A 13,964-nucleotide genomic window follows, 5' to 3' on the forward strand; every position below is an offset into this window, starting at 1 on the left:
AAATCGTGGTGTGCCCATACGCTCCTCCTATGCTCAAACTATAGGGCAGGATCGTCTACCGGGGCGGGGTCAGTCCAAACTATAGGGCAGGATCGTCTACCGGGGCGGGGTCAGTCCATAAATGACTCTGAGGTGTCTGTTAAACGCGTGGCGATTCATCTTTTGTTTCCAAAGCAGGTTACATCCCCCAGCTAAGAACCATCATAGCAGGAACGGGGGCAGGTGGATTTTCTAACACCTGGTTGCTTGAAGCATCAACCAGAATGGTCGTATCAGGTATACAAAATCTCAATTATCATACATCGGCCTGTCTAAGGAGGCTGTGGAAACAATACAAGCATGACCATGCAATTCCCTCTTCTTCAACGGTGACAACCAGTGTTTATCAGTTCGCAATTTGCGAGGAAACAGGAAATATCGTTTCGTTCGCCTATCGCTCAGTCCATGATTTCGAATCAGAGCAATTACAATACGGAACAGGAGTAAAACCTGAGTGCCAAATCTTGGATGGGGATTTGTTGCAGACAATTCCTGTAATGATGAATGAACAAAGGGCTATACAGGCGACATACCCACACCCGGAACGGATCCATATTGGCGGTGAGATGATTGCGCATTATCTGACATCATCTATGTATCAATGCTTTAAGATTGGGGAATTTGAGGATTTCAGAACTCAGGGAGAGTATATATTGAGCAGGATTTAGGCAAAACGCGGTTCAGATAAAGTGCTTTTAACAGGCTTGCTGAACATTAAAAGGATATCTCTCAATTACGATGAATAGCTTGAATTCTAAAAATAGAAAAGTAGAGTTTAACTCTAAATACATAAAAACAAGAGTAAACGAACAGCCGCCGAAGCAGCCGCGCATGATGTTGATCGAGAAGCGGATCATCTCATACGCCGGGATACGGGCGTTACCGTACGCCGGGTGCGGCACGCGCTTGTACGGCAGCGCAAAGACGCTGTCCATCTCTTCGGTGGAGAGCGGGATCGCCGGCGGGTTGATCCAGATAAAGCGCTCGCCGTGCTTCTGCATCAGCGCGCGGGCGCAGCCCGGGTTGGTTTCATGGTGCAGAATACGGGACGCGTGCGCGTAGAGCACCTTGTCGGCTTTCACCTTCTCGTAGGACGGCAGCAGCACGTAGGTCTTTTCCCACGGTTTCGGGCGCGGCGGCTGCACAACGATTGACTTCGCTTCCGCTTTTTTCGGCTCAACCGGCTTGTTATCGGCACACGGCAGATCTTCACCGTACGGGTGCGGGATAGGGTCGATTTTGCCCGGCATATCAATGATGCGGGAATCCACCCCGCTCCAGCCCGGCAGCGCCTCTTTCACCATAATGGCGGTATTGCGCACGTCGCGGATGCTGCTCACCGGCTCACCCTGCGACAGACGGTGCGCCACTTCCACCAGCGGACGCTCGCCGTTACCGTAAATCAGCATGTCGGCTTTGGAATCCACCAGCACCGAGCGGCGAACGGTATCTGACCAGTAGTCGTAGTGTGCGGTGCGGCGCAGGCTCGCCTCGATGCCGCCCAGGATCACCGGGACGTCTTTCCAGGCTTCTTTACAGCGCTGGGTATAGACCAGGGTCGCGCGGTCGGGGCGTTTACCCGCCACGTTATCCGGCGTGTAGGCGTCGTCATGGCGCAGCTTGCGGTCGGCAGTATAGCGGTTGATCATCGAGTCCATGTTGCCTGCGGTCACGCCGAAGAACAGGTTCGGTTTACCCAGACGCATAAAGTCGTCTTTGCTGTTCCAGTCAGGCTGGGAGATGATCCCCACGCGGAAGCCCTGCGCCTCAAGCATACGGCCACAGATGGCCATGCCGAAGCTCGGATGGTCAACGTAGGCATCGCCCGTGACCAGAATGATGTCGCAGCTGTCCCAGCCCAGTTGGTCCATCTCTTCCCGGGACATCGGCAGGAATGGCGCCGGTCCAAAGCAGGCCGCCCAGTACTGGGGCCAGGAGAAGAGGTCACGATCCGGCTGGATCAGGGAAATTGCGCTCATAATGCTTCCGAAGAAAAAATAGACAAAAGGAGCGGGATTATACGCTGTTCATCCGCCAGATTTGAAGAAAAGGATGCAGGAAGCAGGCAGATATTCGTGGAAGTCGTTAAAATACGGCGCCCTGATAATTTTGAATCATAATATTCACTATATTTTCCGGTGAGTTGCCCCGGAACGTGTTATTGCGCGGAGCTCTGTCGTGAAGCCCAACGATTCGTTACATGTATCCCAGCTGCGGGTTGTCCTTCACCTCTGCGGTTTTCTGGTTCTGCTGTACAGCCTTTCCATGCTGCCGCCGATGGTGATCGCCCTGCTGAATAAAGAGCGGACCTACTTTGCCTTCCTGACCACCTTTTTAACCTTTTTTACTCTCGGAGGGCTAACCTGGCGGGCAACACGTCACGCCGGCATACAGCTTCGCACCCGCGACGGGTTTGTGATTATCGTGCTGTTCTGGCTGCTGTTTTCATTCATTAGCGCCATGCCGCTCTGGATGGATGACGGGCTACAGCTCTCCTTTGCCGACGCGCTCTTTGAAGGGGTTTCCGGGATCACCACCACCGGGGCAACGGTGATCGGGGACGTCAGCGCCCTGCCTAAGTCATACCTTTATTACCGCGCACAGCTGAATTTTATCGGCGGGTTAGGCGTCATCGTGCTGGCCGTCGCGGTCCTGCCGCTGCTGGGCATCGGCGGCATGAAGCTCTATCAGTCAGAGATGCCGGGGCCGTTCAAGGAGGAGCGTCTGACTCCCCGCCTTGCCGATACCGCGCGGACGCTGTGGGTGACCTACTTCGCGCTGGGCGTGGCATGCACCCTGGCCTACTGGCTGGCGGGAATGTCATTTTTTGACGCCCTCTGTCACGGGCTGTCGACCGTGTCGTTGGGCGGGTTCTCCACCCGCAGCGAGAGCATTGGGTTTTATGACAGCCACGCGATTGAGCTGGTCGCCGGGGCGTTTTCACTGCTCTCCGCGTTCAACTTCACTCTCTGGTACGTCGCCATTGTCAGACGCACCCTGAAACCGATTCGCCGCAGCCCGGAGGTTAAATTCTTTCTGAGCGCCGCCGCGGTGATTATTGTCATCACCGCCTGGCAGGTCTGGCATGCCGGGATGTACAACGCCACGGATAGCCTGGTGCACGCCTTCTTCCTTGCCAGCTCGATGATGACCGATAACGGCCTTTCGACCGCCGACTATGCCCAATGGCCCGCACACACTATCTTCCTGCTGTTGAGCGCCAGCTTTTTTGGCGGCTGCGTAGGCTCGACCTGCGGCGGGATCAAAGCCCTGCGTTTTCTCATTATGTTCAAGCAGAGTATTCAGGAGATGAACCAGCTGGCGCATCCGAGAGCGCTGCTGAGCATTAAGGTGGGCAAAAGCGTGGTGAATGAACGCGTCCTGCGCTCGGTATGGAGCTTCTTTTTTCTCTACGTCATGATCACGGGCTTTTTTGTCTGGTCGCTCAATCTGATGGGCTACGACCTGTTTACCTCATTCGCAACGGTTGCCGCCTGCATCAACAACATGGGGCTGGGGTTTGGCGAGACGGCGTCGACGTTTGGCACGTTAACCGAGGGGGCAAAAATGCTGATGTGTGCGGCGATGATCTTAGGGCGTCTGGAAATTTACCCGGTACTGATTCTGTTCTCGCGCTTTTTCTGGCGGGCATAAAACATTCCCGGCGAACCGGGAATGTTGGGGTTAAGGTGCGGGGTTGATCAGCATCTGCCCCACGGAGCCCCTGTCCATCATCTCCAGCGTCTGGCTGTGGAACAGGAACGGGAAGTGCGGCCACGAAGGCTGACCGTAATAGACAAGCAGTTCAACCTGGCCGTCCACCCAGACGGTATCTTTCCAGCCGCGATCTTCCGGGAACGGCATCGCGCCGTTGACGTTGCGGATCAGGAATGCCACCCCTTCAATATGGAACGACTGCGGCATATCTGAACGGACCGTCCAGCGCTCCCAGGTGCCCTGCTGCGCGGTAATGTCGATGCGGTTAACGTCCCACAGCGCGCCGTTGATGCCCGGGTCATCGCCCAGGCTGATATCACGGCTGCGCACCGGCGAGCCGCTCATGATCTCCTGCGGCAGCAGGCGCATTGGCAGGCTATCGGTCACCAGCGGCAGCAGGCCGGTCGGGCGCAGGGTCAGCACCAGAGTCGAGACAAGAATACTCGACGGTTCAAAGAACCCGCGAATGCGGTCCACAATGCTGGCCGCTTCACCGCAGGTGACAGACACTTCATCCCCATTGGTCATATCAATGAGAACTTCGCGACGTTCGCCCGGCGAGAGCGCCAGCTGTTTGACGGAAACCGGCGCCGGTAAAAAGCCCTGGTCGCCGGAGATCACGTGCAGCGGACGGCCATCGCTCATTTGCAGCTGATAGCGGCGCGAGTTGGACGCGTTGAGCAGGCGCAGGCGCACCCAGCCTCGCGAGACCTCGACATACGGGCTTTGCGCGCCGTTGACCAACAGCGTATCGCCGACGAAGCCACCGCTGCCCGGCTCGCTGTATTCCGGCGTACCGAAATTATCCAGACGCTTGTCCTGGATGATAACCGGGAAGTCATCCACGCCGTAGTGGTTCGGGATCGGCAGGGATTTGCTGACCTCATCTTCCACCAGCCACATTCCGGCCAGGCCATTATAAACCTGCTGCGCCGTGCGGTTAGGCGTGTTGGCGTGATACCACAGGGTGGCCGCGCTCTGGCGAATCGGCAGAACGGGCGCCCAGTCGGCGCTGGGAGACATCATTCGCGCCGCGCCGCCAATTAACGGGCCAGGCACCTGCAGGCCGCTGATGGTCATGGCGACATTTTCAGGGGTACGGTTACTGTAGATGAGCTTTACGTCATCGCCATTCCACACGCGTATGGTCGGCCCAAGGTAACGTCCGTTAATGCCCCAGACCGGCGCGCGCGTCCCCTGGGTAAAGGACCAGTGGCTACGCTGCAGCGTCAGGAAAAGCGGCTGACCGCGACGGGATTCAATTAATGGCGGAATGGGCAGCGGCTGTTGCTGCCCGGCGGCGCTGGCTGTCAGCGGCATCGCACCCGCACAAAGGGCGATCCCGGAAGCCTGAATAAACTGACGCCGACTGAGTGACATATAAGCTCCATCTGAAACGACTAACAACGCGGGAATTCGTTTTCCCTTCAACGCCGGATTAAATCTTACCGGCGGCTTCTCTCTCTGCGACTTCTTTGTCGAGCTGCGCAATATGCTGAGCCATCAGCTCACGGCAGTGCGCTGCCAGCTCGCGCACCTGGTCTTTACCGTATTTGCTGGTATCGACGGGTGGCAGCATTTCGACAATCACCAGCCCGTTATTCAGGCGGTTAAGATTAATCTTATTCGAAGTATTGGAAACGCACACAGGAATAATTGGAACACCTGCCGCAATTGCGGCATGAAACGCACCGGTTTTAAACGGCAGCAGGCCGCGGCCGCGGCTGCGCGTTCCTTCCGGGAACATCCAGATTGAGATTCTGCGCTTTTTAAAATGATTGACCACTTCCGCAATGGTGCTGTGCGCTTTCGCACGGTTGTTACGGTCGATCAGCAGGTTACCGGTCAGCCAGTACAGCTGGCCAAAAAACGGGATCCACAGCAGGCTTTTTTTCCCCACCGTCACGGTCGGTGGCAAAACGATATTTGCGGCGGTCACCATATCGTAATTGTTCTGATGGTTGGCGATATAGATGGCGTTACCGAAATTCTCCGCCCCTTCAGGCAGACGTTTTTCAACCTTCAGACCAAACAGCGGCGCAAGGCGACCGAACATATGGCCGAAGGTGGCAACATGCTTAGGATTACGCGGACTGAACAGGCAATAGATGCAGCCGAAAATACAGACCAGAATGCAGTAGATAACGGTAAGAATAAGACGAACAATATATAGCATAGCGACCTCTGAAGCCCCAACAGCTGACAATTATACTTCACCTGTGGCCAGGTAAGGACTTTATTACGAGCGCGTATTGTTAATCGCAACGCACGAATTAACAACGATTTTACGGGAAATTTTATTGAAACTCCCCCTCCGGGCAGAGGGGGATATCACGACATTACTCTTCGCTGTCACCCGCAGCGCTGCGTGCAGGAGAGTCAATCTCCACGCGGTCGATGCGCTGCAGGCCGCGCATCAGCGAGCCGCGGCGACCGCGCTCACCCACCACTTTCTGCAGCTCTTCCGGACGAAGCTTGATCTTACGCTTGCCGACGTGAATGGTCAGCGTGCTCTGCGGCGGCAGGAGGAAGAGGTGCGCCAGGCCATCTTCGCCTTTCGCGGCTTCCGCCGACGGGATGTTGATGATCTTGTTGCCCTTGCCTTTCGACAGCTCCGGCAGATCGCTGACCGGGAACATCAGCATACGTCCGGCGGTGGTGATCGCCAGCAGCATGTCGCTTTCGTTCTCGATCACCAGCGGCGCCATCACGTGGGCGTTGTCCGGCAGGCTTATCAGCGCCTTACCGGCACGGTTACGGGAGACCAGATCGTTAAAGGTACAGATAAAGCCGTAGCCCGCATCGGACGCCAGGAGCAGCTTCTGGTCATCGGCTTCCATCAGCATATGGTCAACCGTCGCCCCCGGCGGCAGCGTCAGCTTGCCGGTGAGCGGTTCGCCCTGCCCGCGCGCGGAAGGCAGCGTGATCGGGTCGATGGCGTAGCTGCGGCCGGTGGAGTCGATAAACGCCACCGGCTGGTTGCTCTTGCCTTTCACCGCCGCTTTGAAGCTGTCGCCCGCCTTGTAGCTCAGGCCCGGCGCGTCGATATCGTGGCCTTTGGCGCTGCGCACCCAGCCGCTCTGCGACAGAACAATCGTGACCGGCTCGGACGGCTGCATGTCGTGCTCGTTCATCGCCTTCGCTTCTTCGCGCTCGTGCAGCGGAGAACGACGGTCGTCGCCGAAGGCGTCGGCATCGGCCTGCAGCTCTTTCTTCAGCAGGGTATTCATCTTGCGCTCGGACGCGAGGATCGCCTGCAGCTGATCGCGCTCTTTTTCCAGCTCGTTCTGCTCGCCGCGGATCTTCATCTCTTCCAGTTTGGCGAGATGGCGCAGCTTCAGTTCGAGGATCGCTTCGGCCTGGGTTTCGCTGATGCCAAAGCGCGACATCAGCGCCGGCTTCGGCTCGTCCTCGGTACGGATGATCTCAATCACTTCGTCGATATTGAGGAACGCCACCAGCAAACCTTCGAGGATATGCAGGCGCTTAAGCACTTTCTCCAGACGATGGTTCAGACGACGGCGGACCGTATCGCGGCGGAACGTCAGCCATTCGGTGAGGATCTCCAGCAGGTTTTTCACCGCCGGGCGTCCGTCGAGGCCAATCATGTTCAGGTTGATGCGGTAGCTTTTTTCCAGATCGGTGGTGGCGAACAGGTGGTTCATCACCTGCTCCATGTCCACGCGGTTGGAGCGCGGCACGATCACCAGACGGGTCGGGTTCTCGTGGTCGGATTCGTCGCGCAGGTCGTCCACCATCGGCAGCTTTTTATTGCGCATCTGGGAGGCGATCTGCTCCAGCACTTTGGCACCGGAAACCTGGTGCGGCAGCGCGGTGATCACCACGGCGCCGTCCTCTTTATTCCACACCGCGCGCATGCGCACGGAGCCGCGACCGTTCTGGTAGATTTTGCGGATTTCCGCGCGCGAGGTGATGATCTCGGCTTCGGTCGGGAAATCTGGCCCCTGCACGATATCCAGCAGCTCGTCGAGCGTCGCTTTCGGCTGCTCAATCAGGGTAATAGCGGCTTTCGCCACTTCACGCAGGTTGTGCGGCGGAATGTCCGTCGCCATACCGACCGCGATACCGGTGGTGCCGTTCAGCAGAATGTTCGGCAGACGCGCGGGCAGCATCTTCGGCTCCTGCATCGTACCGTCGAAGTTCGGCACCCAGTCAACGGTTCCCTGACCCAGCTCGCCCAGCAGCACTTCGGCATATTTAGAGAGGCGGGATTCGGTATAACGCATCGCCGCGAAGGATTTCGGATCGTCCGGCGCCCCCCAGTTCCCCTGCCCGTCCACCAGCGGATAGCGGTAAGAGAACGGCTGCGCCATCAGCACCATCGCTTCATAACAGGCGCTGTCGCCGTGCGGATGGTATTTACCCAGTACGTCGCCGACGGTACGGGCGGATTTCTTGAACTTGGCGGTGGCGTTCAGCCCCAGTTCGGACATCGCATACACGATGCGGCGCTGAACGGGCTTCAGGCCATCCCCGATAAACGGCAACGCCCTGTCCATGATGACGTACATGGAGTAGTTCAGGTAGGCGTTTTCCGTGAATTCATGTAGCGCGAGGCGCTCTGCCATATCGCTCATTACGTGTGATTCCTCAACTCAGAAACCGAAGGGTTTCAGGCAATATTGCCGCAGATACTACCTCATCTGATGAATTGAGTCACAAAGAAAAAGGGCCGCACAGGCGGCCCTTTTCGGGTTATTTGTTCAGCTTAATAACCTGCTTCACGTCGATTTCAAACTCGTTCCAGTCTTTATCGACTTTACCCTGCAGTTCAACTTTATCCTGCGGAGTGACGGTCACGCCGTTCCAGCGCTTGTGGTCAATCTCAACTACGACCGTGCCGGATTCATCGCGGAAGGTGTAGCGGTCATCGGACAGGCGCTCGGTGATGTTCCCGCGCAGCTTCACCCAGGCATCGTCCTTCAGGTCTTTCACGTTTGCCGCGGTGGTGAGGTTGGCGTTGTTATCGACAAAACCGCCCTGCTGAGTTTGCGTCTGGGTCTGTGTGGCCGATGGGCCAGTAAAACCGCCCTGAGCAGCAAAGACCGGCGCGGTGGTCATCATCATGATGGCAGCAATTGCAGCGAATTTTTTCATCTTCATCTCTCCCTTTAATGTCGTTTCGCAGTCCATTTAACAGGGTAATCCTTAACAACTTCTTAAGGGAAAAATTTATTTATTATTGCTGTACAGCAGGCGCTTACAGAGGGTTTACTGACGACATCAAGGAGGGAACATGCGCATTTTACTGGTAGAAGACGACAGGTTAATCGGCGACGGTATCAAGGCGGGGTTGAGCAAAATGGGCTTTAGCGTGGACTGGTTTACCGACGGTAAAACCGGCCAGGCCGCGCTGTCCTCTGCACCCTACGATGCCGTGGTGCTGGATCTGACGCTGCCGGAAATTGACGGTCTGGACATTCTGCGCGCGTGGCGCGAGAGCGGGCGCAGCGAGCCGGTACTGATTCTGACGGCGCGGGATGCGCTTAACCAGCGCGTCGAAGGGCTACGTCTTGGCGCGGATGATTATCTCTGTAAGCCGTTCGCGCTGATCGAAGTGGGTGCCCGCCTCGAAGCGCTGGTCCGCCGCAGCCACGGCCAGGCGAGTAGCGAGCTGCGTCACGGGAAGGTCACGCTCGATCCGACCCGTCTCATCGCCACGCTGGACGGTGAGACGCTGACGCTCAAGCCGAAAGAGTTCGCGCTGCTGGAGCTGTTAATGCGTAACGCCGGTCGGGTGCTGCCGCGAAAGCTGATCGAGGAAAAACTCTATACCTGGGACGACGACGTCTCCAGCAACGCCATCGAGGTTCACGTCCATCATTTGCGCCGCAAGCTTGGGAGCGAGTTTATCCGCACCGTGCACGGCATCGGCTATACCCTGGGTGACGCATGAAACTGAGCCTGAAGCTGCGCCTGACGCTTCTCTTTTTACTTCTGTCTCTGACGGCCTGGTTTGCCGCCAGCCTGGTTGCCTGGCAGCAGACGACCCACAAGCTCGACAAGCTGTTCGATACCCAGCAGATGCTGTTTGCAAAACGGCTGCTGACGATGGATCTGGACGAGATCCGCGCCCCCGAACGCATGCGCGAGATCCCGAAAAAAGTGAAGCACGGTCGTCTGGACGACGACGCGCTGGCTTTCGCCATTTACGCCGTCGACGGCAAAATGCTCCTCAACGACGGTGAAAACGGACGCGATATTCCGTACCACTATCGCCGCGACGGGTTCGATAACGGGCAGCTGCAGGGCGACAACGACGAGTGGCGTTTTTTATGGCTAACCTCACCCGACGGGAAGTACCGCGTGGTGGTCGGCCAGGAGTGGGAGTACCGCCAGGAGATGGCGCTGGACGTGGTCAGCTCGCAGCTGACCCCCTGGCTGGTGGCGCTGCCCGTGATGTTGCTGCTGCTGATCGTCCTCCTGAGTCGGGAGCTGAAGCCGCTGAAAAAGCTGGCGCAGACCCTGCGCTCCCGCTCGCCGGATGCCACCGATAAACTGCCGACTGAGGGTGTCCCTACGGAAGTGCGCCCCCTGCTCGACTCGCTGAATCATCTCTTCGCGCGCACCCAGGAGATGATGACCCGCGAGCGCCGCTTTACGTCCGATGCCGCCCACGAGCTGCGCAGCCCGCTGGCGGCCCTGAAGGTGCAAACTGACGTGGCCCAGCTCTCTCATGACGATCCGCAGGCGCGGGAAAAGGCACTGATGCAGCTGCATGCGGGCATCGACCGCGCCTCCCGGCTGGTGGATCAACTCCTCACGCTGTCGCGTCTGGACTCGCTGGATAACCTTGACGATGTCGAACCGATTCCCCTGGCCGACTTGCTGCAGTCGGCCGTGCTGGATATCTGGCATCCGGCGCAGCAGGCGGGCATTGATATTCGCCTGAACATCCATGCACCAGAGGTGACACGCACGGGCCAGCAGCTGCTCCTGAGCCTGCTGGTGCGCAACCTGCTGGATAACGCGATTCGCTACAGTCCGCGCGGCAGCGTGGTGGACGTGACGCTGGACGCGCGTGGCTTTACCGTGCGCGACAACGGCCCAGGCATTTCACCTGACGCGCTGGCGCGCATCGGCGAGCGCTTTTATCGCCCGCCGGGTCAGGATGCCACGGGCAGCGGGCTGGGGTTATCCATTGTAAAACGCATCGCCGCCCTGCACGGGATGCGCGTTTCGCTGGGCAATGCCCATGAAGGCGGTTTTGAAGTGAAGGTCAGCTGGTAAGGGATTATTGCGTTTAACGCAAAAGACTTTGCACATTTTGCTCATTTTACCGCACCGTCCTCGCGCGTAGAATACTGGCCATACTCTCATCATCGAGGACAAATAATGAGCAATATCCTGATTATCAACGGTGCAAAAGAATTTGCGCACTCTAAAGGCCAGCTGAATGACACCCTGACCGAGGTCGCGGACGGTTTCCTGCGCGACGCCGGGCATGATGTTAAGGTCGTGCGTGCAGACAGCAACTACGACGTGAAGGCCGAAGTGCAGAACTTCCTGTGGGCTGACGTGGTGATCTGGCAGATGCCAGGCTGGTGGATGGGCGCGCCGTGGACCGTAAAAAAATACATGGACGACGTGTTCACAGAAGGTCACGGTTCGCTGTATGCCAGCGATGGCCGCACCCGCTCTGACGCCTCCAAAAAATACGGCTCGGGCGGCCTGATTCAGGGCAAAAAATATATGCTCTCCCTGACCTGGAACGCCCCGCTGGAAGCCTTCACCGATAAAGATCAGTTCTTCGAAGGCGTGGGTGTCGACGGCGCGTACCTGCCGTTTCACAAGGCTAACCAGTTCCTGGGCATGGATCCGCTGCCGACCTTTATCGTCAACGACGTGATTAAAATGCCTGACGTCCCGAGCTATATCGCAGAATATCGCAAGCATCTCGCGGAAATTTTTGCTTAACTGGTAGCCTGGAATTAAAGGAGTAGTAAACATGCTTACCGTAATCGCAGAAATCCGTACTCGTCCAGGTCAACATCACCGTCAGGCGGTGCTGGATCAGTTCGCGAAAATTATCCCGACCGTACTGAAAGAAGAAGGCTGCCACGGCTACGCGCCGATGGTGGATGCCGCCACTGACGCCAGCTTCCAGGCGACCGCGCCAGACTCGATCATCATGGTTGAGCAGTGGGAAACCGTCGCGCATCTTGAAGCGCACCTGCAGACCGCGCACATGAAAGCGTGGAGCGACGCGGTGAAGGGTGACGTGCTGGAAACCCACATCCGCATTCTGGAGCAAGGGGTTTAAGTTTCCCCTCCCCCGCCCTCTCCCGAAAGGAGAGGGAGAACAGATCCAGGCCCGGTGAGCGTCAGCGCTACCGGGCTTTGTTTTTAGGTGCTTTTCTTCCCCGGCTTTAACCCACGGTGTAACTCGTTGATGCGCTTCATCGACTTGATGGTGCGCTGCGGCTCGGTGGAGGCGACGGATAAAATGATCATCTCCAGACACAGCAGCACAGTGCCGTGGAGCGGGATTTTGCCTTTTTCGCCGCCGCGCGGAACGTGGATCACCACGCTGGCCTCCTTGCTGAAACGCGAATCGAGGGCGTTGGTCAGCAGGATGGTGGGAATGCCCAGCCGTTTTGCTTCACGCAGCGTGGTTTGCCCCTCCCGGTGCGCGGATTTCTGCGCCATCATCACCAGCACGTCGCCGCGCTGAAGCGCAATCAGCTGCTCGGCAAGCCCTATTCCGGTACGGTTAAGCGGCGTGGCGGGTAACCCCATACGACTGAACAGCCTGGCGGTGTACTCGGCCAGAATGCCGGAGGCGCCAATGCCAAATATGGCGACCTGCCTCGCCTGCGCCAGCAGAGAAACCGCCTGGGCCATCGCGTAGCGGTTGTGGGGTTCGGATAACACCTCGCAGGTGTGCTGATGCCCCTCCAGCACGAAATCAATGCTCGCGTTGACGTCGCTGGCGAGCGTATTCACCGTGGTGGACATCTTTTCGCTGGAGGTGACCACCGGACCAAACCACTGCTCCAGCGTTTGCTTGAGATCGCGCAGCCCGGCGAAACCCAGCGCCTGAATGGCGCGGACTACCGTGGCATCCGAGGTTTTCAACAGCGTCGCGATCTCCATTGCGGTCTGTTCCATCACCGCTTCGCGGTTGTCATGGATATAGCGTGCAACCTGCAGCAGACGAGGCGTCAGCTGATGCGCACGCGCGCGAAAGCGGTCGCCATAGACATCCACGCGCCCTTTCTCTTTGCGGATCACCGTGACGCCTCCGGCAGCGGACGCCCGGCAATCTGCGACTGCACCTGCGCGGCCATCAGCCCTAACGAGGCGTACGAATTCGAGATGGCCTCTTCACGCGAGATCAGCACGTAATGCCCGGTTCTGCAGGCATTCAGGAACTGACACCAGCCCGGCATGACCGCATCCATCGCCGCCAGCTCGTCCTGCGGTTTACCGCCCGTATCCCCGCGCCAGGTGGCGAAGACGAAATCGGCATCCAGCTCCGGCAGGCGCTCGGCGCTGACGTCGATGCGCCCTCCGTCCGGGATGGACTCAATCAGCGGCGGGAAGGTGAACCCGGCGTCGCGCAGCACGCGGCCCAGCGAGTGGTAGCTGTGCATGGCGTTAATCTTTCCCTGATTCGCCTGAATCACGGACACGGTCACCTTGCGGGTATCAATAGTCGCCTTCAGCGCCTTAATCTGCTCCTGATAGCGCCGCTCCAGAACCTTGAGCCGCGCCTGCGTTCCCGTCAGCTGAGCCAGCTTGCGGTAGATCTCCGGCGCGCCGCCGTCGAGATGATCGATGCTCACCGTCGGGGCAATTTTCGCCAGCTGTTCCACCGGGGTGTTGCGGGTCGGCTCGGTAACGATCAGGTCAGGCTTTGCGGCGGCGATGGCTTCAATGTCGATATCGGCCGTGCCGATAAATGTAATGTCGGAATTATCGAAGTCGACGCCGGTCAACATGCCGCTGGAGCGCAGAAAGTGGCTGCCGTCCGGCCGCGTGCGGCCATGGCTCGCCACCGGCGGCACGCCAAGCTCAATCAGCGGAATGGTGATATCCAGATCGTGTAAGGAGACAATCCGTTTCGGATGAACCGGCACCACCACTTTTCGGTTCAGATCGTCAGTAAACGTCTGCGTCGGCTCCGCCGCACCCACCGCGAACCCCACCAGCAACAGCATCGAAAATACTACGCGCATTTTAGT

The 13,964-nt window shown here is 58.0% G+C and carries 11 protein-coding genes and 1 pseudogene; 5 read left to right on the forward strand and 7 right to left on the reverse strand.

The features are described 5' to 3' along the window. Nucleotides 1-842: 842 nt before the first annotated feature. Nucleotides 843-2,018: pseudogene (locus tag QMN93_RS22050) on the reverse strand (YgiQ family radical SAM protein); the annotation flags it as partial. A gap of 199 nt (nucleotides 2,019-2,217) precedes the next feature. Here QMN93_RS22050 and QMN93_RS22055 point away from each other — a divergent pair. Continuing rightward, nucleotides 2,218-3,693, forward strand: a complete 1,476-nt coding sequence (locus QMN93_RS22055; RefSeq protein ID WP_087823199.1) for a TrkH family potassium uptake protein — start codon at nucleotides 2,218-2,220, stop codon at nucleotides 3,691-3,693. A gap of 30 nt (nucleotides 3,694-3,723) precedes the next feature. On the opposite strand, the gene ftsP is transcribed toward QMN93_RS22055, so the two are convergent. The 4 genes from ftsP to QMN93_RS22075 form a co-directional block, all read right to left on the reverse strand. Further along, nucleotides 3,724-5,136 (reverse strand): cell division protein FtsP, encoded by a 1,413-nt coding sequence (gene ftsP / locus QMN93_RS22060; RefSeq protein WP_033146650.1) that lies wholly within the window; start codon nucleotides 5,134-5,136, stop codon nucleotides 3,724-3,726. 58 nt (nucleotides 5,137-5,194) lie between these two features. Next, nucleotides 5,195-5,932, reverse strand: coding sequence for a 1-acylglycerol-3-phosphate O-acyltransferase (plsC, locus tag QMN93_RS22065; RefSeq protein ID WP_023333413.1), 738 nt, complete (start codon nucleotides 5,930-5,932; stop codon nucleotides 5,195-5,197). A 163-nt stretch (nucleotides 5,933-6,095) separates the two neighbouring features. Continuing rightward, on the reverse strand, nucleotides 6,096-8,354 hold the full coding sequence (gene parC / locus QMN93_RS22070) for a DNA topoisomerase IV subunit A (protein WP_032659942.1): 2,259 nt from the start codon (nucleotides 8,352-8,354) through the stop codon (nucleotides 6,096-6,098). Nucleotides 8,355-8,472: 118 nt separating this feature from the next. After that, nucleotides 8,473-8,874 carry a YgiW/YdeI family stress tolerance OB fold protein gene (locus QMN93_RS22075; protein WP_182382681.1) on the reverse strand — a complete coding sequence of 134 codons (402 nt, stop codon included), beginning with the start codon at nucleotides 8,872-8,874 and terminating at the stop codon, nucleotides 8,473-8,475. Nucleotides 8,875-9,013: 139 nt separating this feature from the next. Here QMN93_RS22075 and qseB point away from each other — a divergent pair, with 139 nt between their 5' ends. From qseB to QMN93_RS22095, 4 genes are all read left to right on the forward strand, one after another. Continuing rightward, nucleotides 9,014-9,673 (forward strand): quorum sensing response regulator transcription factor QseB, encoded by a 660-nt coding sequence (qseB, locus tag QMN93_RS22080; RefSeq protein ID WP_193140023.1) that lies wholly within the window; start codon nucleotides 9,014-9,016, stop codon nucleotides 9,671-9,673. Continuing rightward, the gene (gene qseC, locus QMN93_RS22085) at nucleotides 9,670-11,007 is read left to right on the forward strand and encodes a quorum sensing histidine kinase QseC (RefSeq protein WP_193140025.1); all 1,338 of its coding nucleotides are present in this window, start codon (nucleotides 9,670-9,672) and stop codon (nucleotides 11,005-11,007) included. The genes qseB and qseC overlap by 4 nt, the downstream gene beginning before the upstream one ends. Nucleotides 11,008-11,112: 105 nt before the next feature. Beyond that, complete coding sequence (locus tag QMN93_RS22090; protein ID WP_023333418.1) at nucleotides 11,113-11,694, forward strand: NAD(P)H-dependent oxidoreductase; 582 nt, start codon at nucleotides 11,113-11,115, stop codon at nucleotides 11,692-11,694. A 31-nt stretch (nucleotides 11,695-11,725) separates the two neighbouring features. Further along, the gene (locus tag QMN93_RS22095) at nucleotides 11,726-12,040 is read left to right on the forward strand and encodes a putative quinol monooxygenase (protein WP_008502984.1); all 315 of its coding nucleotides are present in this window, start codon (nucleotides 11,726-11,728) and stop codon (nucleotides 12,038-12,040) included. A gap of 83 nt (nucleotides 12,041-12,123) precedes the next feature. Here the strand turns inward: QMN93_RS22095 and QMN93_RS22100 are convergent, their stop codons facing one another. Both QMN93_RS22100 and QMN93_RS22105 read right to left on the reverse strand, forming a co-directional pair. Continuing rightward, nucleotides 12,124-13,011 (reverse strand): MurR/RpiR family transcriptional regulator, encoded by an 888-nt coding sequence (locus tag QMN93_RS22100; RefSeq protein WP_033146656.1) that lies wholly within the window; start codon nucleotides 13,009-13,011, stop codon nucleotides 12,124-12,126. Continuing rightward, nucleotides 13,008-13,958 carry an iron-siderophore ABC transporter substrate-binding protein gene (locus tag QMN93_RS22105; RefSeq protein WP_087823195.1) on the reverse strand — a complete coding sequence of 317 codons (951 nt, stop codon included), beginning with the start codon at nucleotides 13,956-13,958 and terminating at the stop codon, nucleotides 13,008-13,010. The genes QMN93_RS22100 and QMN93_RS22105 overlap by 4 nt, the downstream gene beginning before the upstream one ends. Nucleotides 13,959-13,964: the final 6 nt, after the last annotated feature.

The organism is Enterobacter sp. R-1.6.2 (assembly GCF_035064085.1).
Lineage (GTDB): Bacteria > Pseudomonadota > Gammaproteobacteria > Enterobacterales > Enterobacteriaceae > Enterobacter > Enterobacter asburiae_B.

Excerpts from the sequence above, each read along its gene's own strand:
- ftsP (WP_033146650.1), bottom strand. The coding sequence starts at position 5,136 with ATGTCACTCAGTCGGCGTCAGTTTATTCAGGCTTCCGGGATCGCCCTT.
- plsC (WP_023333413.1), bottom strand. The coding sequence starts at position 5,932 with ATGCTATATATTGTTCGTCTTATTCTTACCGTTATCTACTGCATTCTG.
- parC (WP_032659942.1), bottom strand. The coding sequence starts at position 8,354 with ATGAGCGATATGGCAGAGCGCCTCGCGCTACATGAATTCACGGAAAAC.
- QMN93_RS22075 (WP_182382681.1), bottom strand. The coding sequence starts at position 8,874 with ATGAAAAAATTCGCTGCAATTGCTGCCATCATGATGATGACCACCGCG.
- qseB (WP_193140023.1), top strand. The coding sequence starts at position 9,014 with ATGCGCATTTTACTGGTAGAAGACGACAGGTTAATCGGCGACGGTATC.
- qseC (WP_193140025.1), top strand. The coding sequence starts at position 9,670 with ATGAAACTGAGCCTGAAGCTGCGCCTGACGCTTCTCTTTTTACTTCTG.
- QMN93_RS22090 (WP_023333418.1), top strand. The coding sequence starts at position 11,113 with ATGAGCAATATCCTGATTATCAACGGTGCAAAAGAATTTGCGCACTCT.
- QMN93_RS22095 (WP_008502984.1), top strand. The coding sequence starts at position 11,726 with ATGCTTACCGTAATCGCAGAAATCCGTACTCGTCCAGGTCAACATCAC.
- QMN93_RS22105 (WP_087823195.1), bottom strand. The coding sequence starts at position 13,958 with ATGCGCGTAGTATTTTCGATGCTGTTGCTGGTGGGGTTCGCGGTGGGT.